This window comes from Photorhabdus sp. S10-54 (assembly GCF_963878145.1).
GTDB lineage: Bacteria > Pseudomonadota > Gammaproteobacteria > Enterobacterales > Enterobacteriaceae > Photorhabdus > Photorhabdus kayaii.
Genome location: NZ_CAWNXG010000005.1, coordinates 81,213 through 103,414, shown reverse-complemented (window position 1 = coordinate 103,414; position 22,202 = coordinate 81,213). Strand labels below are relative to the sequence as shown.

General features: G+C 42.0%; 18 protein-coding genes. All 18 read left to right on the top strand.

The window, feature by feature from the left end; translation table 11 throughout:
* Window positions 1–126 precede the first annotated feature (126 nt).
* Window positions 127–1,962, top strand: a complete 1,836-nt coding sequence (locus tag AACQ83_RS04480) for a hypothetical protein (protein ID WP_112876583.1) — start codon at window positions 127–129, stop codon at window positions 1,960–1,962.
* Window positions 1,959–4,919, top strand: coding sequence for a hypothetical protein (locus AACQ83_RS04475; RefSeq protein ID WP_112876584.1), 2,961 nt, complete (start codon window positions 1,959–1,961; stop codon window positions 4,917–4,919). The genes AACQ83_RS04480 and AACQ83_RS04475 overlap by 4 nt, the downstream gene beginning before the upstream one ends.
* A 267-nt stretch (window positions 4,920–5,186) precedes the next feature.
* A complete protein-coding gene (locus tag AACQ83_RS04470) occupies window positions 5,187–6,269 on the top strand; it encodes a tail fiber protein (protein WP_112876585.1) in 1,083 nt (360 codons plus the stop codon).
* Window positions 6,270–6,332: 63 nt separating this feature from the next.
* Window positions 6,333–7,967, top strand: coding sequence for a contractile injection system tape measure protein (locus AACQ83_RS04465; RefSeq protein WP_112876586.1), 1,635 nt, complete (start codon window positions 6,333–6,335; stop codon window positions 7,965–7,967).
* Between the two features lie 9 nt (window positions 7,968–7,976).
* Window positions 7,977–10,055: an ATP-binding protein gene (locus AACQ83_RS04460; RefSeq protein WP_112876587.1), complete on the top strand. Its 2,079-nt coding sequence runs from the start codon at window positions 7,977–7,979 to the stop codon at window positions 10,053–10,055.
* A gap of 24 nt (window positions 10,056–10,079) precedes the next feature.
* On the top strand, window positions 10,080–10,982 hold the full coding sequence (locus tag AACQ83_RS04455) for a DUF4255 domain-containing protein (RefSeq protein ID WP_112876588.1): 903 nt from the start codon (window positions 10,080–10,082) through the stop codon (window positions 10,980–10,982).
* A gap of 279 nt (window positions 10,983–11,261) precedes the next feature.
* Window positions 11,262–12,170, top strand: a complete 909-nt coding sequence (locus AACQ83_RS04450; RefSeq protein ID WP_112876589.1) for a hypothetical protein — start codon at window positions 11,262–11,264, stop codon at window positions 12,168–12,170.
* Window positions 12,171–12,594: 424 nt separating this feature from the next.
* Window positions 12,595–13,458 (top strand): cytotoxic necrotizing factor Rho-activating domain-containing protein, encoded by an 864-nt coding sequence (locus tag AACQ83_RS04445; protein WP_112876590.1) that lies wholly within the window; start codon window positions 12,595–12,597, stop codon window positions 13,456–13,458.
* A gap of 178 nt (window positions 13,459–13,636) precedes the next feature.
* On the top strand, window positions 13,637–13,915 hold the full coding sequence (locus AACQ83_RS04440; RefSeq protein WP_112876591.1) for a type II toxin-antitoxin system TacA family antitoxin: 279 nt from the start codon (window positions 13,637–13,639) through the stop codon (window positions 13,913–13,915).
* Between the two features lie 125 nt (window positions 13,916–14,040).
* Window positions 14,041–14,247 (top strand): hypothetical protein, encoded by a 207-nt coding sequence (locus AACQ83_RS04435; protein WP_370446042.1) that lies wholly within the window; start codon window positions 14,041–14,043, stop codon window positions 14,245–14,247.
* A gap of 662 nt (window positions 14,248–14,909) precedes the next feature.
* Window positions 14,910–15,359: a phage tail protein gene (locus tag AACQ83_RS04430; RefSeq protein ID WP_088372255.1), complete on the top strand. Its 450-nt coding sequence runs from the start codon at window positions 14,910–14,912 to the stop codon at window positions 15,357–15,359.
* A 174-nt stretch (window positions 15,360–15,533) separates the two neighbouring features.
* The gene (locus AACQ83_RS04425) at window positions 15,534–16,616 is read left to right on the top strand and encodes a phage tail sheath family protein (RefSeq protein ID WP_112876592.1); all 1,083 of its coding nucleotides are present in this window, start codon (window positions 15,534–15,536) and stop codon (window positions 16,614–16,616) included.
* Window positions 16,617–16,627: 11 nt separating this feature from the next.
* The gene (locus AACQ83_RS04420) at window positions 16,628–18,016 is read left to right on the top strand and encodes a phage tail sheath family protein (RefSeq protein WP_112876593.1); all 1,389 of its coding nucleotides are present in this window, start codon (window positions 16,628–16,630) and stop codon (window positions 18,014–18,016) included.
* 54 nt (window positions 18,017–18,070) lie between these two features.
* A complete protein-coding gene (locus AACQ83_RS04415) occupies window positions 18,071–19,246 on the top strand; it encodes a phage tail sheath family protein (protein WP_112876594.1) in 1,176 nt (391 codons plus the stop codon).
* A gap of 34 nt (window positions 19,247–19,280) precedes the next feature.
* Window positions 19,281–19,739 (top strand): phage tail protein, encoded by a 459-nt coding sequence (locus AACQ83_RS04410; protein WP_112876595.1) that lies wholly within the window; start codon window positions 19,281–19,283, stop codon window positions 19,737–19,739.
* Window positions 19,736–19,930: a DUF5908 family protein gene (locus tag AACQ83_RS04405; protein ID WP_112876596.1), complete on the top strand. Its 195-nt coding sequence runs from the start codon at window positions 19,736–19,738 to the stop codon at window positions 19,928–19,930. Before AACQ83_RS04410 ends, AACQ83_RS04405 begins: the two co-directional genes overlap by 4 nt.
* Window positions 19,917–20,600 carry a CIS tube protein gene (locus AACQ83_RS04400; RefSeq protein ID WP_112876597.1) on the top strand — a complete coding sequence of 228 codons (684 nt, stop codon included), beginning with the start codon at window positions 19,917–19,919 and terminating at the stop codon, window positions 20,598–20,600. The genes AACQ83_RS04405 and AACQ83_RS04400 overlap by 14 nt, the downstream gene beginning before the upstream one ends.
* Window positions 20,597–22,198 carry a phage baseplate assembly protein V gene (locus AACQ83_RS04395; RefSeq protein WP_112876598.1) on the top strand — a complete coding sequence of 534 codons (1,602 nt, stop codon included), beginning with the start codon at window positions 20,597–20,599 and terminating at the stop codon, window positions 22,196–22,198. Before AACQ83_RS04400 ends, AACQ83_RS04395 begins: the two co-directional genes overlap by 4 nt.
* The last annotated feature ends 4 nt before the right edge of the window (window positions 22,199–22,202 follow it).

Below are 22,202 nucleotides of genomic sequence, written 5' to 3'. Positions count from 1 at the left end.
GGCAAGTGAACGAATCCCCAGGAGCATAGATAACTATGTGACTGGGATGAGTGAAAGCTGCCAACAAAGCAGCAGCTTGAAAGATGAAGGGTATATCGGGAATAATTGCATAACAGGTGGTAAAATATGGGACAGGCTGAGTTAGAAAATAAACTCTCTGCAATTGTGCCAGATACTGAATTTAAACTTGATGAAAGAAGCACGCTAGATATTTTAAACTGGCTTAAAGCTTATGCTGAAAAAATTCCTTTTGATCAAGAGAAAAAACAGTTCTGGGATAGCTTTTACTTTATTCAAGCAAATCATCCTCAACAATTAGCCGACATTGACCAAAATGTTAATAAAGCCGATGGTCTTTTACCGGCCCATCAAGCTTTTGTTTTGGCTTTTTTAAAACTCTTAGAAACAACCAAAATATTATTCAATACCTTCCCGGCCCGGCACCGTAATCTTTACTACCGGGAATTATTGGGGCTGAAACCTAAAAAAGCGCAAGCAGATAGCGTTGCTTTAAGCATTACCTTAAATACAGATAATGCAGAATATTTTATCCCTAAAGGAACCCTATTTGATGCCGGACAGGATAGCGCCGGAAATCCGTTACAATATGCATCAGATACCGATCTATTAGCGAATCAAGGAAAATTGACCGATCTGCGTTGGCATCGGAAAGATAACACCGACTGGAAATCGGCAATAATATTAAGCCACTCAGATAATATTAAATTACCTGAAAACGGTATTAAACTTTTTAGCGAAACATCCCATGATGTCAAAGTTCAATCTACCACCATAAATTGGGGAGAAGCAAATATATCATCACTAGCCAATAATACATTCTATTTAGGCTTTACCGATGTATTACCGGGGCAAACTTTATCTCTATACTGGCAGTTAGACGGCTTTGAGGAATTCTCCATATCCTGGTTTTATCTTAATAAAGACAATACATGGCAGTCATTAACCCAACTGGTTCACGACCAAACCCGCAACCTGTTTGATCGGGGAACTTTGCGAACTTTGTTACCACAAAACGCTTCAAATCAAACCTCTCTAATGCCAACAGATAAATACTGGCTAAAAGCTGAGATGGTACCAACGGTATCTGGTGAAAAACCGCCTAATTATCCAAGAATTAAAGGACTGTTGTATAACGCTATAACCGCTACTCTAATTAACGCAGAAACCATTGAGTCGGATCACTTGCTAAATGGATTAGCTGTCGGCAGCATTAAACAGCCGGTGAACTCATCTGTTGGAATCGATGAAATAACTCAACCTTGGGCCTCGTGGAACGGTCGCCCGCCAGAAACCGAACAAGCCTTCCTGACCCGACTCCCTGCCCGGCTATCTCACCGTAACCGGGCGCTGAGTTGGGGCAACATTGTCACTTTATTAAAAGAGCAATTTATCAGCCTGTTTGATGTCAAATACCCTTCTGCCAGTGAATTAACCAAAATCCCGGCACCGGAAAAACAGCAACTGATTGTGATTCCTGACAGCCGTTACAAAGATAACGATGATGCGCTGCGTCCAAAATTAAACCCCGCTCGGCTGGCAGAGATGGTCGAATGGATCAAACAACTCAGCAGCCCTTGGGCAACCCTTGAGATCAGCAATCCCACTTACGTTGACGTTAATGTGAACTACCAAGTGACCTTTATCGCAGGTGTTAACCCCGACTACGGATATCATCAGCTACAACAGGAGTTAAGCCGCAAATATATGCCGTGGGGCGAAAATGCCGCTATCGGCGTGACAACCGGTAATCGCATTGATTATTACCAGTTATTAGCCACGATCCAGCAATCTCCTCTGGTGGAACGCGTCACCGATTTAAGCATAACCATCGCTAACCGAGTCACCGGTGCCGTGGGTAAAAGTATCGAAGCCGCCGATGATGAAGTGCTGATTTTAGTCTGGCCAGAGCCGCGCCCCTTAAACCAAGGAGTTAACCAATGAATCATCAGGATGCCCTATTTCCCATCGTCAAAGACGATATTACCTTCGATGCCTTACTCACTCAGGCCAAAACGGTGATTGAGCAGCAATCCGGCCAATGCTGGAGCAATACCAGTGAAAATGATCCCGGTATCACCTTATTGGAAGCCTGTTGTTATGGTGCCTCCGATCTGGCCTATCGCCACTCATTACCACTGAGAGATCTTCTTACTCCAAAGCCAGAGGAACAGATACCCGGCGACGGTATTTTCCCCCAAGAATTTGGCCCACAACAAACGCTGACCTGTGGCCCCATCACCGCGGAGGATTATCGCCGGGCTTTGCTAGACCTGCACAGCAGTGACACGATTAATGACACCCACGAAGATTATTTTTTCTTTAATGATGTCCAATTAATTCGTGAACCTGAAAATCAACGTTATCAATATTGGTATAACAAACAGAAACGTGAATATAGCTTTAAAAACTCCGGATCAGACAGCCAATTAGCGCTAAGAGGAAATTACTGGCTCTATTTACTCCCTAACCGGGAAACGCAGGCCGATAATAAGCTGGCTCAGGAAAAGCTCCACGCTTTCCTAAAAGATAACCGTAATCTGGGGGAATCCGTCAGTCACATTATCTGGCTGCAACCTACTGATCTCCCCTTGCAGATTGATATTGAACTTGAAGAGAACGTCATCGATTTTGCCGATATTTTCGCCCAAGTTTATATGACGGCGGAACAGATGGTGCTGGCAAAACCCGAACGTTATACCACTCAGGTCATGAAAGATCAGGGTTACAATCATGAAGAGATATTTTCCGGCCCTTATTTACATCACGGTTGGATACCGACATTACCTCAAGTCAAAGATTACACCGGCGCTACCGTATTAAATTTAAGCCATCTGGTTAACCGATTATTAGCTATTAAAGGTATTCAAAGTGTAACCCTGCTGGCATTAGCTAATCACGACGAAACCATTACGCCATTGTCGGACGATAATTGGTCCTGGAAAATCGCTCAGGGATATTACCCCAGACTATGGGGTAACGATCCATTGGCACTAATTACCTCAGCAAACAGCCCGCTTACCATTATTGCCAAAGGGGGCGTTAAAATTGCTGTTGCTAAACAAGATGTAGAGAAACAGCTTATTACAGAATCCCTGATTAATACACAGCCAGAATTACTGCATTGGGGTAAACATCGTAAAGTTCTGGATTATTACCCGGTAAGCAATAAGTTACCGGCTTGCTATGGATTGCAGACCAGTAAACCTACGCCACAACAAATGCAGTTGCACCAATTTATGCTGCCATTTGAACAAATGTTGGCTAACGGCTGTGCTGAACTGGCTCTGTTACCGAAATTACTGGCCTTTAAACAACGAGGGAAAACGGTACACGGTGTACAATGGCCTTTTAAAGCCAATACGGTCAGTGACAACGTTCATCAACAGATCATTGCTGATTTAACCGCAAAACTAAGCCGTGATTCACAAATCTATACTGATAACCATATTCAGAAGTCAAACTATATAAAAGAGGCGACAATTCTGAATCATCTGTTAGGCTATTTTGGTGCTCAACTTGCCGCCAGACCACTCACATCAAACTCACTGTTGGGTTTCAAAGATTTTCTGTCTACTCAGCAAGGCTATCTGGCTCAACAACCCGAACTAATCTATCAACGTAATAATATTCGGATTGATAAAGTGTCGGCGCTACAAAAACGAATTGCTGCCCGGTTAGGTTTGGGCGGAGAATGTTTCAGCGACACACCCGATCTGGCTAACCTGCCTTTCTATTTAATTGAGCATCGTCAGCTTTTACCAATAAAACCCGATGCGAAATTCGATGATAAACATAAACCTGACGATCTAAAAATAATTGAAGAGAATTCAGGCTTTAAAAATCATCAACTCATCATCACCCAGCAAGGTATTGCAGGTCGGTTATTACAAGGTCAGGTAATTAACCTGATTATTATTGAAGGTGATAGAGAGTTTATATTACGGGGCCAAATGATCACCGAAGTGACAGGAAATTCATTCTCCATTAACACCCGTAACAGTAGCGATTTGGAACGCAATCTTGACAGAATAAGACTGGCATTTAATGATGGTAATCTGCGCTGGCAAAATAGCCCAGTGTGGCTGGAAGATATGGATTATCAATTGGTTTATGCCGATGAGACATATAAAAATGTTACCGAAGATGAACGTTGGATTACTTCCAGTGCTCAAAGCCCCTTCCCTGCCATGATCGAAGTCGATGATGAAATCACCCTGAAATATGTCATTACCCCATCTGGGCCAACCCAAAAAATATCAGCTCGTACAATTCTCCCTGAACCGCCTGAATATGAACTCAAAGCACGGGTGGTTAAATTTGATCGTATTCAAGGCAAGATATTAATTAAACGCAATCAAAACTCACAGCATAAAGACTTTCCAAAAGAGACCGAAGCATGGCGCTATCGCTGGTACTTCTCCAGCGAAAAGTACGCCTTGGCCGATCGCTTCTCATTTGTCGTTAGTGTGGTCGTTAATCGTCAGTTAATTGAGAATGACAAAGTTGACCCTTACAAGCTGGAGTCTTGGGTGAAAAAGGAGATTCTCGCTGAATTTCCCGCGCATATTTCGATGATTATTCACTGGCTATCACCGGAACATTTTAAAGATTTTGCCAGCACCTATAAACGTTGGCAAAACAATGGCGCACCTTTAGGGGACGAGGCATATCATATTTTAGAAACCTTAACCTTGGGACGCCTACCTTCTGATGCAACCGGTATTGGTAATATGCGAATTGCCACTAAACAGCAACGTATTGAGGTAATTGGTAAGTCTGGAGATAAATGGAATGAAGAAGTCATAAAAAGTGATCAATTATTATATGTACCTTATACCGGAGGAATAACTAAACTAAATGCAATGATTAATAAAAATAATATCAAAAATAGAAATTAATTTATCCCATATAAAAACAAATGAATATATCATCACAAAAAATTTATTTTAACATTAAATATCTCTTCCTGTTTAATTATACAGAAACATCTATACCCAATAGATTTCAAGTTGCAGCGCGGCGGCAAGTGAACGCATCCCCAGGAGCATAGATAACTATATGACTGGGGTAAGTGAAAGCAGCCAACAAAGCAGCAATTTGAAGGATGAAGGGTATACAAGACATTTAAATCAGAATAATCCAATATCATATATAAGGTAATAAAAATGGAAAAAAAATCTAATCTACCTAATGCAGAATCCAATATGGAAAATATCAAATCAAATGGCCCATCAGCAGATGATTTAAGAAGACGATTTAAAGAAGGCAGTATTCCATTACAAACCGATTATGCCGACCTAATTAATATTGCTGATATGGGCCGCCGGGCTGTTGGTAAAGCGCCCAATCAGATGGATAATCCAAATTCAGCCTTAGTTCTGAATAATAATAGCGGACTAGCGGTAAAGGTTAACTCTAGCGGCGGCTTACAAGCTGATAACAATGGTGTGAGCGTAAAAATCAAAAATAAAAGCTTATTAGCTGATAATAGCGGATTAGCAGTCAATACCGGCAGAGGATTGAGAATTAACAACGATAAACTTGAAGTCGATAATCATTACGGTATTGAAATAGTTAATGAAGGGATAAAAGTTAAAGCTGGTGAAGGTATTAAGGTAGACAGTAACGGAGTCAGTTTAAATATTGGGGAAACTAAAAATTCCCGTTATTCTTCATTAAGACTCAGAAATAATGTTTTCTCTGTAGAACTTAATGATGGTCTGATTGACAGATCTGGTGGAATAACCGTCGGTCAGGGTGATGGCATTATTGTAGGTAATGAGACAGTATCTGTCAAAGCTGGTAATGGCATTAAGGTAGACAATAGCGGAGTCAGTATTGATCCCAATAAAGTACTCCCCAGAGGAATGATTGTGATGTTCTCTGGTAGTAGTGTTCCTACTGGATGGGCTTTTTGTGATGGAGGAACTTATGATGGGGTTACAGTTCCAGATTTAAGAAATCGTTTTGTCATGTGTGGAGATAACTTTTCTGATAAAGGAAAGAGCCAGTATTCAGCCAGTGGTAGTGGTAATGAAAAAAAATATCACAACGATACAACACCAACTGCGGTTTTTGTCAACCTTGATGTGAGAAAACCTATTAATAATACTGCACACTGGACTTCTGGCGAATTTAAATTAACCTCAGAGGGTATGGACGTGGCAACAGCATCATCCCCTTCACATTATCATAGAGTTGATGTAATTCCGCCTTATTACTTATTAGCTTTTATTATGAAACTCTAATTCTATTCTACAAATACAGACTTAAATTACCTATTATTTACTCATTACCAAGGAAATATCGATATGACTTCGGAGCCAAATCTGTTAAATCGGATTACCATTACTATTGCAGCTAATAATCAACAGGTAGCTAAAAAAGTATTGCATGGCTCCGTGCTTAATCAGACCAATATACATAAAATACTTAATTCATACTTTGATGAATATGAAATTCATCAAGATATCTCTTTAGAGAAATTAACCCTGAACCTTGGTGAAATAAGTCTCCATAACTTTAATTCATTATTTCCCGCTCGTCTAAAGATAGAGCTGAATAAAGCACTTAGCCAATATCAGGTAAACGATCATAAAGAAGAAATTCTACTGAATAAATCAATATCCAGTAAATTTATCAATAAGTTATCTTTATCTGGCGATAATAATTTCATTAATGCAGAGAATTTTATTCACTCGTTATATCAACAAGATCCCCAATTAAATACACTGGAGGCAATAACCAATAATAAAGATATTAATAAACTTACCCATCAATTAGCACAGATAGAGAACCAATGGATATTGCTATTGGCAAAAAGCTGCCTATCTGAACACGGTATACAACGATTTTTGGCGATCAAGCAACCCGCTTTATTAAGCGCCATCAACCGCAGATTATCCGCAAGAGTAAACAAACCACAACATCAGGAGGAGCTTGTCTCCTCCGGGCAACTGATACTTAATGTACTGGAATATCTACATCGACATAATGCACAGGATATACCTAAACCCAATGCGAAAATCATTTCACGTATTACAACTGAACTCAATAACGGCGTACTTAATGCTGCATCTGTTATTACATTATTCCGCCAGACTATGACCGATAATAGTCCATTAAATAGTTGGCTGAAACAACTTTGGCAAACCGTTTCTATTTCACGACTTTGCCAAAAGCATCTATCGGTTGAAGAATACCAATATCTGTTGGAATATTTTATGCCAAACCACACAGATAAAAATCTACCCAGTAAAAAATCAACCATGAATAACGTTAATTTCTCAAACGTTCAGCAATATCAACATTCGACAAACCAAAAGATAATTGCCGAAGATCAGCAAGCATTATCAACATCGGTTACAGGAGGAAATAGACCTAACCCACTTCGAACTATTAACAGACCACACTCTGAACGAACTGTATTACCTGAACAAGTCCTTCCATGCCAAGTCAGTAATGCGGGAATATTAATTTTATGGCCGATGTTGCCCGCACTATTTAATCAACTTGGTTTACTTGAGAAGCAAAAATTTATTCATCGTCAAGCCCGATTCAGCGCCGTTAATTTCCTTGACCATCTGATTTGGGGAACCGAAGAAACACCGGCAGAACGTAAGAGACTCAATAATATTCTGTGTGGATTAACGGCTGATGAAAACAGTGAATCAATCTCTCTTGAACAAAAAAAACAATTAATAACCGCGCAATGTCTAGATACCGTTATTACTCAACTTCCCGGCTGGAAAAAATTAAGCCACAGTGACGTCCGCCAACTGTTTTTACAACGACCAGGTGAATTGCTGATCAATGATCAGGAAATTAAAATCATCATTCAGCAACAACCATTTGATGCATTGCTGGCCGATTGGCCGTGGCCATTAAATATCGCCAAACTTCCCTGGCTGGACCACGCTTTATTAATCGACTGGCGAAACATTTAACAGGTTTATATGAACTCTTTACTTAAAAACAACCACCATATGGTGACAGAATTACGCTGGATTTATCCCCATCTGGAACGTATTGATTTGCGGTTACAGCATTACTATTACCAAAACAGAGAAAAATACGATTATTTACCGGAAAGCTTTCTACTTAACGAAGATGAATTAGAACAGCATTTGGTAAAGCCACAAGGTATTCCTCATTGGATAACCAAACAGGATGATATTATTAATTTCTCTGAAATCGAAGAAAACCCCAATGCATTATCACTATTAGTCGAACGTTTTGATCTCACTGAATTTGAACGGGATGTTTTATTATTAGGTTTATTACCGCACTTCGATAACCGTTATCATGCATTATTTTCCGCTCTGCACGGTAACAGTAAAAAACAGTGGCCGAGTTTTGCTTTAGCTATTGAATTATTTAGCCAACGCCAAAGTGACCGGCAATTACTGCAAAACAGCTTTTTACCACAAACACCGTTAATCAATAACCAACTATTACGGCTCAATAATCACGAAGAGTCTATTTGGCTACAAACCCAATTTCTAACTCATAGCGCTGTCTGGCATTGCTTATCAGGCCAGCAAATTATTTTACCGCCGTTGACAACCTGTGCTTATTGGCATTCTCCGGCCTCACATCGTTGGTATCCACAAACTCTTTGTCATTCACTTGAAAAGATATTACTAAATGAAACCGATGAAATACGCCCGTTGGTCATACTCAGAGGAAAACCGGATAGCGCCAGAGAATTAGCTGTCAGTCATATTATGGCGTCTCATGATATTAGTACCTTAACCCTGGATTTAGCCCGTCTGCCGGACGAAGAGAACACCGCAGCAATATCTAACTTGCTGATGGATGCAGTCCGGGAAGTCAGGTTACACGATGCCTGCTTATTAATCCGCAATTTTTCTTTATTGACAGAGGAAAAGAGAATATGGCACAACGAGTTATCTACATTATTAAACCAACCAAAATTACGCGTAGTTTGTCTAGCAGAACCACAAGATTCATTAATATGGATTAAACATCTGCCAATAGTGCAAATTAATATGCCCGCACTTACTCTGGCAGATAAAAAAACCATGCTCGAAACAAGCTTACCGGATAATATCGCTCAGGAAATCAATATTACTCAGTTATGCCAACGTTTTTCATTTACCGCAGAAACATTGCCGCAAATCCTTAAAGAAGCGAGTCAATATCAAATACTCCGAGAACCAAACGGTCAATTGGAAGAAATCGATCTGCGAAAGGCATTAAGTTTCCGCGCCCAACAAAACTTCGGTAAATTAGCTCAACGAATAACCCCCAAACGTAGCTTTAATGATTTAGTCATTTCAGGCGCATTAGCGCAACAATTAAAAGAAATTATTGCTGCTATTCATTATCGTGACCAAATTCTGGCTACTGGCTTTCGGGAAAAAATCGGTTATGGCACCGGCATTAGTGCACTATTTTACGGAGAATCCGGGACCGGAAAAACCATGGCCGCAGAAGTGATTGCCGGGCATCTCGGTGTTGATCTAATTAAAGTCGATCTCTCTACCGTGGTGAATAAATATATTGGTGAGACGGAGAAAAATATCTCCCGTATTTTCGATTTAGCCGAAGCGGATTCTGGAGTGCTATTTTTCGATGAAGCGGATGCTCTATTTGGCAAACGCAGCGAAACCAAAGACGCCCAAGACAGACACGCTAATATTGAAGTTTCTTATTTATTGCAACGACTAGAAAATTATCCGGGATTGGTGATTTTAGCCACCAATAATCGCAGCCATTTAGACAGCGCATTTAACCGCCGTTTTACCTTTATTACCCGTTTTGCTTACCCTGATGAAACATTGCGTAAAAAAATGTGGCAAGCCATCTGGCCGGAACAACTGACATTATCCAATGAAGTTGATTTTGAATATCTGGCTGAACGAGCTGATTTGACCGGGGCTAATATCAGAAATATTGCTTTATTAGCATCAATGTTAGCGAAAAATGACCACTGTGAACAAATCGAAAATCAACATTTAGATCGGGCGGTTACACTCGAATTAAGTAAAACAGGCCGATTGGCTTTTTAAACATTCAATAGAATAGGAATAAACATGACAACCCTAATTGCTTCTGACAATGCAATTATTGAAGTAAATAATGCATTAAATACTATTTTATCCCAGTATTTAAATACCAATGGCAATAAGATTGATATCCGCTTTGATCTACCCGAAATTAATTCCATTCAATCGGAACCGACGGTTAGTGTATTTCTTTATGATATCAATGAAGATCTTCAATTACGTTCTGCCGAACCAAGACGCTATAACCCGATGACCAGCACACTATTACCGGGATGGGTCAATATCAATTGTAACTATTTAATTACTTACTGGGATGCCAATAAACCATCAAGCGACAGTTCAAGCCCGGATAGTCAGCCCAATAATCAGGCGGCGAAAGTGATGACTCGTATTCTGAATGCATTAATTAACAACCGTCAATTAACCGGCATTCCCGGTGCCTATACTCGAATTATTCCCCAACAGGAGAATTTAAATAGCTTAGGTAATTTCTGGCAAGCTCTCGGTAATCGCCCTCGCCTCTCTTTAATGTATTCCATTACCGTACCAATGAAATTACAAAATATTGAAGACAGTGTAATACCAATCAGAAAAATATCCTCTTCTGTGAATCAAAAACCAAATATAGATAATTCACAAATAAATCAAGCTTTGAAAGATAAATTGTGTGCCGATTTAGGTGGTACGGAGGATATTCGCCTTGCCCTAGCTAAAGTCAATCTGATCACTGAATTCGCTATAGGCAATAATGAAAGTCAGCAAAATATAAGTGTTATTCTTGAAACTTCTGGCATTACCCATTCAATTCATTTACCACAAATAAAAGATATTCTTGCAAAATGGCAAAATAGTCAAAGTGCTGTTGTTGAGATCAATAGTGTCGGTATTATTATTTCCAAAGAGAACTCTGACAAATTAATTGGAGTTTAATTTTATCTTCATTATTAATATAGCTGACACCTTTATGTAAAAACACAATATACCCGTTATCTTTCAAGTTGCCTCTTTGTTGGCTGCACTCGCTCACCCCGGTCACATAGTTTGCTATGCTCCCGGGGATTCTCTCCCTTGCCGTCTCGATGCATCTTGAAATCCATTGGGTATATATCAATAGAATAAAAATACATTATTTATTCCCACTAAAAACTAACAGATGATAATATGCCAAACAACAAATACAGTGAAAAAATTCAACATTCAGGAAATAGAATGGAAAAACGCTCGATATATCCTAACGAATATAATACTATGAGTAGCTGCTCACTAGGATTAGGATTGGATTTACCGTTAGAGAAAAAGTTAAGAACAGGGAATGAACGGAATATAGAAGGTGCACAACCTTTTATTCCGTCTCATTCTAAACAAAAACAATATAGCGCAATTCCAATAGCAATGTCTGATATATTAAGTGAAAGTGCACTAACTTCACAACCGATTATTACCGATTTAATTAATCCGCAAAAGATAAAAATGTCAGAAGGAGTAAAAGATATTTTAAATAACAAAGAAGGAGGCGGAAATCTGGTGTTCAAGGCACTACAAATTAAACCATCAGATGAAACTGTGCCATTCAACGCATTAAAAATTGTCGATACCTGGCAAAATGAAATACCGGATAAAGACATGTCCATTTTAGCTTATTGGGCCCCACAAGGAGGATATGTTGATATCCCAACACAACCCAATCTCAGTCGCCATCCACAGTATGTATTCACCCCAGGATTCAGTGGATGTTCATTTGTTGTCGATAAAATGAATAAAGATATTCTCCGGGTTCGGCACGTACAAGGTGGTCAAGAAGACGTTGAATATAATAACCAAAATATTGATCACGGAATGGGTATGATTGCAGCAATGGAATTCTGCGATTATGGATACCACGAAGCCGATGGCAAAGTTATGGAAAATACCTATGGTTCTGCATTCCTAAAATTTAACCCGGAGGAAAAACAATGGCAACTTCACTATCAGAAAATAGCCGCAGCCCCTAATATCATAAATATAAAATCTAAATCTAATCGGTGGTCATTCAGTAAGCCTTCAATTGAAGCCGACACCTTTATCTCTAAAGATATGAAAGTTTCTGGGTATAATAGGAAGAATATCAATGATAATTAATTTATATATTACTTATTCCTAATATGTTCATCATTATAAAATTAACAAACAGCCCCCCAATATTCTAAAGTCGTAAAAATAGAAAATAGTAAACTTGAAACAAGTATTCTAGATTATAATAACTTACATGGAAAAACCGGGAGCTGTATTTGATAACATAGCTCCCGTTATTTTCCATAATAATTAATTTTTAAATCCATCTATTCTATTATTTTCTGATTAGTCAGGTAATTATTACATCAAAATGTTGATAGTAAAAACAAGACAAATCTGAAAATATCTCTCAATTAAATACCTACTCTTTAAATTTATGATTAAATACATATGCCTTATGGATTTCAAACTCATAGCATCAGATCATCTGAATAATTATTTTCAGATAAATCTTAAACGTAGCAAATTTAATTAATTAGAGGACTTATTAATGTTCAAACACTCTACCGCAGACAGCAAACTTAATAAAGGGCATATTTCCCCGCTAAAGAACAAGGGGTTATTAGTGGGTAGCGATAATGCCCCAATCGACATACCGGTGATAGCGCATCGCTATGACAGCCATCAGCAACTTGCTCAGGCAAGGTCTTTGAGAAATAGTGACTCTGGTCAGGAGAACCCTTTTCATGATGTTATTATGGGATTTAGTGGTGACCAAGTGACCTCTTCAGAATCGGGTTCTGGAACGATAGGAAGACATTGGGGAAAAAATAGATTAGGCCACAATATTACCGGCATTAATGTAGTTAATGGCGCATCGGGAACCGTAGGAATAAAAATTGCCTTGCGAGATATTCGGCCTGGGTATCCGGTCATTGTCACGTCCGGGACATTAAGCGGTTGTACCATGGTGTATGCCGTGAAGGATAATTATTTCTTTGCCTATCATACGGGCCAGAAACCGGGTGATGATGAATGGAAAACCGGCCAAGATGGCGTTGTCACTACCGGTCAGAGTCACAAAGCCCTTTTATCGGATAGCAAACCGATTGCGGTTAACCAACAAAATAACGATTTAGTGAATATTTTTGCAGAATATGATCAGAGCGTTATTACCTATATGGGAAAACAGGCGGTTGTGATTGATAATACCGCAGAAAATGTCAGTGTTTTTAACTACGATGAAATCAAGCCGGGAAGACCGGTTATTAGAGCCGGCTATAGCTATGCACTGCTGGCTAATGATAACGGTAAGGTGAACGTCAAAGTATTATCGGAGGATGCTATCGTTTCACCTGGTAAAGACGGTAATAGTATTGAGGTTATCAATTCACTCAAAAAACGGTTGTTATAGTCTGCCAGATGTGACATTCACCTGGAATATGCGGAGTCTGATCAATAGCCGTCGCAGTTGTACTAAAAACGTTTGTATTTGACACTCATCATGTACACTTTGAAAGTGTACTGATTGTTATATACCCATACCTAGTATGTGTACTATTTTAATGCGTACAAAATGGAGAACTTCAATCATGCCTCAAATCCCAGTAGAAACCAATAACCGTATGTCGTTGCGTATTGCCTCTGAAGAAAAATCACTGTTGATGCGTGCAGCAGCCATACAACACACCAATCTGACCGAATTTGTGATCCGCAACGTCGTCTCGGCAACGCGGAAGATTATCGATGAGAACGAACAGCTTGAACTGACAGAGAAAGACAGTTTATATGCCCTGGACCTTTTGGATAATCCACCGGCTCCCAACAATAAGCTCATGGCTGTTGCCTTTGCTTTGCCGGAACTGCCATAACGTTACTATACTTGGCACGAAGAACCCATCAGCAAGCATCATGATCGTGCAGCCTTCGATTGTGGCGATGGTTTGTTGAATCAGTTTTTATATCGCCATACAAGGCAGAATCATGAGCCTGAGAAGTGGGAAGCCTCGCCGTTTTTTACGGCGGGGAGCAGTCACTTGCAGCTCAGGCAGGTGGGATTGCGTTGCTGATTGATGCTAAAAATGAGCGTGTCGCTAACTGGTATGCGGGATATAGTGCTGTTCCATTATTGGATGCTCCTTTATCACTGTTGCTGCCGTTTAAAACAATCCATGCAGCGCTGATGATAACAGGGAAACTCTGAATGAATAAATCAAATATCCCCGAAGTTACAATTGCCTCCAGACATCTTTGTTACATGGCGTCAATTGTACCAAAATGAAATAGTGATATACCCTATGGATTTCAAGATGCATCGCGACGGCAAGGGAGTGAATCCCCGGGAGCATAGCAAACTATGTGACCGGGGTGAGCGAATGCCGCCAACAAAGAGGCAACTTGAAAGATAACGGGTATAACTTGAAAAACAAAACACAACCATCTGGCAATAAGCGATAGCATGGATTTGAAGTATTAATCCAGATTAAAGTTACGGGCGTTTTTATTTCCCTATTTATAGAAATCAATCAAGATATGCTGATGCATAAAATTATCAAAACCTGCTATATCAATTAACAATCATTATTATTATTAATTGATAATCGCACTTGGAAATTCCGTATCTATAATTATTTCGTTTCACGAGAGGTGATTTAAATAATCGTCAAATAACTACCTAGCACATTGAGGCTATTTTATTTGGCCTTTTTGTAATGAAGAGGAATAGGCTCTAAATTATTTCATATAAAAAATAACCTCTATAAATCAGGTTGTTGCGGTAGCTATACCCAATCGTTAGGTACTAAGGAAAACAAAGTAATAGACGTTTTCCTTATATTTCAAATGTAAACAATCAAGGAAAAAATCATGGCTATAACTCCAGAACAAATTGCTGTTGACTATCCCATTCCTGCTTATCGGTTTGTTGTCTCTATTGGTGATGAGAAAATCCCTTTTAACAACGTTTCCGGGCTAGATATTTCTCATGACGTCATCGAGTATAAAGATGGTACCGGTAATTACTATAAAATGCCGGGCCAACGTCAATCTATCAATATTACCCTGCGTAAAGGCGTCTTCTCCGGCGACACTAAGCTTTTTGACTGGATTAATTCTATTCAACTTAATCAAGTTGAGAAAAAAGATATCGCAATTAGCCTGACCAATGAAGCCGGCACCGAAATTCTGATGACCTGGAATGTGACAAACGCCTTCCCAACGTCATTCACTTCCCCCTCTTTTGACGCCACCAGCAATGATATCGCTATTCAAGAAATCGCATTGGTCGCGGATCGAGTCACCATTCAAGCACCTTAATAGATCGACAATAACGATTTATTACGTTGTTTATATTGAAGAAGATAATCGTCTGACATCGCCAATTATCCATGCGCTAATACATGATGATCAACATTGGCATGGCCCATTAGTTCGACCGAATTCATCATCCTACTGTTTGCGCAAAATATCGCACAAGAACTTGGAGACAATATGCCAATAACCCCAACTTATCCCGGCGTTTATATTGAAGAGGACGCTTCACCCGCACTTTCGGTTCGTTCGGGTGCAACGGCAGTGCCTGTTTTTGCCGTCACAAATAATCATTCATTAATATCAGCTAAGCCCTATATTCGCGTCAGTAACTGGCTGGAGTATTTAACACTAAAAGGTGGACAATTTAATCCTTCCGATAAACTGGATATCGCACTGCGTGCCTATTTTATTAACGGCGGTGGATATGCTTATCTCGTCAAAACGCAAGATTTAGAAAAGCAAGTTCCAGTACTTGATGATGTCACGCTATTGGTTGCTGCCGGAGAAGAGATCACCACCGCCGTCGGGACACTTTGCCAATTAGGCAAAGGATTATTCGCCATTTTTGATGGCCCAACCACCCAAATAACCTCAAGTCTACAACCAGACGATGTTCTTAAATCTTATTCAGCAACCCAATATGGCGCGGTTTACTACCCCTGGCTGACCGCTGAATGGGGAGAAAAGAGAACCTTGGTTGATATTCCACCGAGTGCCGTCATGGCCGGTATTTATGCTAGTGTCGATAACAGCCGAGGCGTCTGGCAAGCTCCCGCTAATGTTCCTGTTCAAGGAGGATTACAACCTAAATATCCGATGACCGACGACCTGCAAGGAAAATATAACCAAGGTAAGGCGCTGAATATGATCCGTACCTTTCCTAAGAGCGGTACGCTGGTCTGGGGAGCCAGAACCCTTGAGGACAGCGATAACTGGCGTTATATCCCGGTTCGCCGCCTGTTTAATAGCGCGGAACGAGACATTAAAAACGCCATGAGTTTCGCGGTATTTGAGCCTAACAGCCAACCAACCTGGGAGGCCGTGCGTCGGGCGATTGATAACTATCTCCATTCCCTCTGGCAACAAGGAGGATTGATGGGTAGCAAAGCTGAACAGGCTTATTTTGTGCAAATCGGTAAAGGCATCACCATGACCGATGACGATATCAAGCAGGGCAAAATGATCGTCAAAATCGGCATGGCTGCGGTTCGTCCAGCCGAATTCATTATCTTGCAGTTCACACAGAATATCGCACAATAATTGGAGGCAACATGCCAACAACTCCGACCTATCCCGGCGTTTATGTTGAAGAAGATGCGTCATTATCGCTCTCTGTCAGCCACGGGAACACCGCAATACCCGTTTTTATTGGCCGTTTCCAACCTAAAAAAACCAGCACAACCCCAAAAGCGGTACGTGTTAGTAGCTGGCTGGATTTTACGAATCTATTTAATGTCGGTTGTATTACGTCAATCGCCATCACATCGACCAAGCCAACGCCACCGCCTCCCACTCCGCCTTCCGGGAAAGTTGCGGGCGATACAACAGTTGTTGCTACAACCGATATCGCTCTTAACGCAGGTAATACAAGCTCCGGTTACACTTACGCTGTAGCTGTTGGTACCTACACAACAAGTAGTGATGCGGTAAAACTTTATTTTCAAAATGGCGGTGGACCTTGCTATATCCTGCCCGTTGTTAATCCCCAAGACACTGCCACTTCGGCATTAATCCCCGAATTAATTGAGCAAGCTCTGGAGATTACTTTAATCGTCTGCCCTGAACAGGATTCTTCTTACCAGAGCGCAATATACAACAGCTTAACACCCGCATTATTGAATGCCGGGTATTTCCTTATCGCTGACAGCCAAACTAAAACCAGCATACCTGGCGTTAATGTGCAATCGCAAACCGCAACTTACTATCCGGCAGTGAAAGTCTCACAACTTATTCCAGTGGAAGATAGCCTGATCGCAGTTTCAGGTTATGAAGATGCGGCAGCAAGCGAAGTCAAAAATCTGGCGCAACTCAAACAGAAAAATCTCACTGTCTATCAACAAGCGGTTAAAGCAATACAAGACAAAATAGCCGCCAACGGCAACACTATTCCTGCCAGCGCAGTGATGGCGGGCGTGTATTGTGCCACTGACGCCAGCCGTGGTGTCTGGAAAGCCCCGGCGAATGTCGTGCTAAGCGGAATTAGTGATGTCACTGAACGACTCAATGACGATGAACAAGGCACCATGAATCAGCAGGGCATCAATGCCATTCGCTACTTCAACCATCGGGGATTTGTCGTGTGGGGCGCACGTACTCTGCAAAATGATGACAACTGGCGCTACATTCCGGTACGGCGTCTCTTTAATAGCGCAGAGCGGGATATCAAACAAGCTATGCAATCCGCCGTCTTTGAACCCAACAGCCAGCCCACCTGGGAACGGGTGAAGTCAGCCATTGACAACTATCTCTATTCCTTATGGCAACAAGGGGCATTAGCGGGAAATAAACCACAAGAAGCCTACTTTGTTCAAATTGGTAAAGGTATCACCCTGTCTGATGACGACATTAAACAAGGGAAAATGATTGTCAAAGTGGGCATGGCCGCGGTACGTCCGGCTGAATTTATTATCCTTCAGTTTTCACAAAATGTAGCACAGTAATCGTACTGAGACGCGGTTAAACACCGCGTCTATTCAGTCGTTAAGGAGACGATAATGGAAATAACACAGCCGAGCGTCACCGTCACAGAAAACATGATATCCCCAAAACAGGATGACACGTTTATCGGTATACCGGTTTTTATTGGTTATACCTCGTCGCTGGTCAATAAAACGGCTATCAAACTTAACAGTCTGGCCGATTTTGCCCGGTCATTTCCTGAGTCAGGATTAATGTACTATTCCGTGCGCCACTTCTTTGAAAACGGCGGTCAACAAGCTTATGTGCTGTCACTGGGTACGGAGAAACAATTAAGCGATTTTCCGTCATTGATCACCGCACTACAACAAACGTGGCTGACACAAACGATTTCCGCAGAGAACGACATTACCCTGATTATCACCCCGGATGTTATCCGCTTTAATCAGACAGAGATTTCCTATATTCAAAGAGATCTTTGGTTACAATTTTGGCAATCGGTGCTCAATCTTTGCAAGAGCCGACGCGGCATTATAGGGTTATTGGATGCGCCAGACGATCCGACATTAGCCGCTGAGTGTTTAAAACAGTTTTCTTCCGCTGATCGACAATGGGGCACCGTATACTGGCCGCGACTAAAAAGCGCCTATCAGGATAATGCGCAAAACCCTATCATACTTTCACCCACCGCCGCAGTAGCTGCCGTTATCCAGCGTAACGATAACCAACAAGGCGTATGGACCGCTCCGGCCAACATTGCCTTAGCCAAAGTCATTAGCCCGGTACACTCTTATATTGAAGCGAATGCGCTCTTTAACCCGGATGGCGCCTCGCTGAATCTGGTGCGCAGCTTTCCCGGCAAAGGCATTAGGATCTGGGGATGCCGAACCTTGGACAATACTCCCGGTTCCCTCTGGCGTTATATCCAAATCCGTCGTCTGGTTTCTTATATCGAAGCCCATATGACTCAACTAGGCCGGGCCTTCGTCTTTGAACCCAATAACGCCATCACCTGGATGAAGTTTAAAGGGCAAGCCCATAACTGGCTGCGTCAGTTATGGTCAAACGGCGGGCTACGAGGCACCCAAGAAGATCAAGCGTTCAAGGTGTTATTGGGTGTGGGTGAATCAATGAGTGAAGCCGATATACAGGCCGGAAAAATGATCATAAAAATCAGCCTTGCGGTCTTAATTCCAGCGGAATTTATTGAGCTAAACCTGACATTCGATACCTATATCGGTATCACCCGCTAAGTTAAACAGAGGCAAAAGTTAAACAGAGGAAAATATGAACAACCTCTACACCCCGGCTGTGTCACACCGTTTTATCGCCAGTTTTCTTTTTAACAACATTCCCAGCCCGCTGGATATCGCCTTTCAACGGATATCGGGCCTGAGCCGTGAGTTACAAACTAGCCAACACAGCCAAGGCGGGGAAAATGCCAGAAATGTCTGGCTGGCTGAGAAGATCCAGCATGGCAGTCTAATATTGGAGCGTGGCGTGATGACAGTGACACCACTCACGCTGGTGTTTGATCATGTCCTGCGTGGCGAAAAAGCGGTCTATGCCGATGTCGTGATTATGTTACTGAATGAAAATGCGTTACCCGTGGCAAGCTGGACATTAAGCAACGCGCTACCGGTGCGCTGGTCCACCGGTGACTTTGACGCCAATAGCAACACCGTTCTGGTGAACTCACTGGAATTGCGTTATCAGGATATGCGCTGGTTAGGAGTAAAAGTATGACCGTCGAAATTAAAGAGCTGATTATTCAGGCCAAAGTGACTGATTCCGAACGTAATCCCATCACACTTAATCCCGTCACACCACAGACATTAGCCCAAGAGACGCTAGATAACGCCCGTCTGATCGAAATCGTCAAACAGGAAGTGTTAGAGGCGTTGCGTGAAACAGGAGGCTATTATGAGCTTAATTGAACGCAGCCTGTCCAAACTCACCCTGACCGCCTTTAAAGACCGGGAAGGGAAAATCTCCGTGGGCAGCTTACAGGCGATGTATAACCCTGATGGGATTCAGCTCGATTATCAAACCCGCTACCAACAGGATGAAAGTGTTAACAATGCCAGCCAAAGCAGCCGCTATGTGCTATCACAACCCGCCGGTTTGACGTTAGTCCTGCTATTTGACGCCACCATGCCGGGCAACACTATCCCGGTAGAAACCCAATTAGCGACGCTGAAAGCCCTGTGTACAGTGGATGCCAGCACCAGCGTTCCCCACTTCCTCAAAATCAAATGGGGCAAAATGCGTTGGGAAAACAAAGGTTATTTCGCCTGCCGAGCCAGCGGTCTTGCCATTAATTACACCCTATTTGATCGTGATGCGACTCCATTGCGGGCTAGCGCCGCCTTATCCTTAGTCGCGGACGAAAGCTTTGTTATTCAAGCCACTGAACAGCAGTTAAAATCACCGCCGATCACCGCAGTCAGCGTGACCGATATGCTCTCTCTGCCGTTAATCGCCTTAGGTGCCGGGGCCTCTCTGGCAGGCGGCATTGATTACCTTACCCTCGCCTGGCAAAACAATCTGGATAATCTGGATGATTTCACCCCGGGACAAACGCTACAGGCACAGGGGGATGCATGAAGATACCGGCGATAGACGTTAAAATAGCGGGAAAAACCCTCAGCCAGTTTTCTGTCATTAGTCTGACCGTAAACCATCAAATCAACGGTATCCCCACAGCCAATATCACGCTTAGTGTAGCCGGTGACGCCAACGCGATTTTTACCGCTAAAGCTCAAGCTGAACTCACAAGCTGTCGGCCCAATCAAGAACTGATCGTGCAACTGCAAAAAACCGTGTTGTTTAAGGGGATCATTGTTCGGCAAGCGCTTAAGTTCAAAGGTCAGGACAGTCTGGTTACCCTAACAGCGAAACATCCACTGCAAAAACTCACTAACAATTTCCATTCACAGCTATTTAGCCAACAAAGTGACGAAGCCATTATCAGAAAACTATTCAGTCAGGCGGGTATACCGGTCACGATAAAACAGGCGCCTCAGCTTAAAACTGAACATGAGCAAATGGTCCAGTTTCGCTGCCATGACTGGAAATTCTTAAAAAACCGGCTGGCCGCAACCAATATCTGGTTATTACCCGGTAACGAGACGGTCACGCTGGCAACGCCAGAATCACTTAATCAATCGACCGAGCACACGATTAAACAACGTGCCGGCGATCAAGACATTGTGCTGTTTGAAGCAGATCTGCAATGGGATAACCGACACAGCCCCAAAACGGTGAGCGTACAATTCTGGGATATCGCACAACAAAAACTGTCTCAGGCCACTCAGGCAAAAAACAGTCGGCTTGGCAGTGGTCAACTCGCGCCAGACAGTTTAGCAACTTTAACCGATCAGACATGGCAATGGGTTTTCAGTTATCCGCAAGATAATGAACAAGCCAAATACCTTGCGCAAGGCATCCTGAATAACCTGCGAAATGATAACATCTCCGGCAATGTTGAAGTTGCAGGGAATAGCCGCTATCAACCGGGGGATGTTCTGGCGTTAAGCGGCTTTGGTCAGGGAATGGATGGTAAAAGCGTTATCACCGGCGTCAGTCAAACCATCAATCAGCGACAAGGCTGGCGTACCCGGTTAACTCTGGGCCTGTTGCCGGAGACAGAACCGGCGGTCCCGCAGGTTAAAGAGCTGCACGTGGGGATTGTGGAAAAATACCAACAAGACAAGCAGTCACTGGATCGAATTCCGGTCAGGATACCGGCGTTAAATTTAACCAACAGCGTACTTTTTGCCCGACTGGGTAAACCTTATGCCAGTCATGAAAGCGGGTTCTGTTTCTACCCGGAACCGGGGGATGAGGTGATTATCGGTTTCTTTGAATGCGATCCCCGCTTCCCGGTGATATTAGGCGCTATGCACAACCCGAAAAATAAAGCGCCAATAGCACCCAGTGAAAAAAATCCAATAAAAACCTTGGTCATTAAACAAGGGGATAATCAACAAGCATTAGTGTTCAATCATCAAGATAAAATTGCCGCCCTTAATAGCGGAAAACATTCATTATCACTGCAACAGGATAAAGATATCACGCTAGATTCAGCGAAAAATCTGATCACCAAAGCCCAGGAAATTAACCTACAGGCGGAAAAATCCTTGTCAGCCACTGGAAAGTCCGGCGTCGATATTAAAGGTGCGAAAATTAACTTAACACAATAATAGG

Bases quoted from the DNA above. Each gene is read 5' to 3' on its own strand.
- AACQ83_RS04480 (WP_112876583.1), top strand. From the start codon at position 127: ATGGGACAGGCTGAGTTAGAAAATAAACTCTCTGCAATTGTGCCAGAT.
- AACQ83_RS04475 (WP_112876584.1), top strand. From the start codon at position 1,959: ATGAATCATCAGGATGCCCTATTTCCCATCGTCAAAGACGATATTACC.
- AACQ83_RS04470 (WP_112876585.1), top strand. From the start codon at position 5,187: ATGGAAAAAAAATCTAATCTACCTAATGCAGAATCCAATATGGAAAAT.
- AACQ83_RS04465 (WP_112876586.1), top strand. From the start codon at position 6,333: ATGACTTCGGAGCCAAATCTGTTAAATCGGATTACCATTACTATTGCA.
- AACQ83_RS04460 (WP_112876587.1), top strand. From the start codon at position 7,977: ATGAACTCTTTACTTAAAAACAACCACCATATGGTGACAGAATTACGC.
- AACQ83_RS04455 (WP_112876588.1), top strand. From the start codon at position 10,080: ATGACAACCCTAATTGCTTCTGACAATGCAATTATTGAAGTAAATAAT.
- AACQ83_RS04450 (WP_112876589.1), top strand. From the start codon at position 11,262: ATGGAAAAACGCTCGATATATCCTAACGAATATAATACTATGAGTAGC.
- AACQ83_RS04445 (WP_112876590.1), top strand. From the start codon at position 12,595: ATGTTCAAACACTCTACCGCAGACAGCAAACTTAATAAAGGGCATATT.
- AACQ83_RS04440 (WP_112876591.1), top strand. From the start codon at position 13,637: ATGCCTCAAATCCCAGTAGAAACCAATAACCGTATGTCGTTGCGTATT.
- AACQ83_RS04430 (WP_088372255.1), top strand. From the start codon at position 14,910: ATGGCTATAACTCCAGAACAAATTGCTGTTGACTATCCCATTCCTGCT.
- AACQ83_RS04425 (WP_112876592.1), top strand. From the start codon at position 15,534: ATGCCAATAACCCCAACTTATCCCGGCGTTTATATTGAAGAGGACGCT.
- AACQ83_RS04420 (WP_112876593.1), top strand. From the start codon at position 16,628: ATGCCAACAACTCCGACCTATCCCGGCGTTTATGTTGAAGAAGATGCG.
- AACQ83_RS04415 (WP_112876594.1), top strand. From the start codon at position 18,071: ATGGAAATAACACAGCCGAGCGTCACCGTCACAGAAAACATGATATCC.
- AACQ83_RS04410 (WP_112876595.1), top strand. From the start codon at position 19,281: ATGAACAACCTCTACACCCCGGCTGTGTCACACCGTTTTATCGCCAGT.
- AACQ83_RS04405 (WP_112876596.1), top strand. From the start codon at position 19,736: ATGACCGTCGAAATTAAAGAGCTGATTATTCAGGCCAAAGTGACTGAT.
- AACQ83_RS04400 (WP_112876597.1), top strand. From the start codon at position 19,917: ATGAGCTTAATTGAACGCAGCCTGTCCAAACTCACCCTGACCGCCTTT.
- AACQ83_RS04395 (WP_112876598.1), top strand. From the start codon at position 20,597: ATGAAGATACCGGCGATAGACGTTAAAATAGCGGGAAAAACCCTCAGC.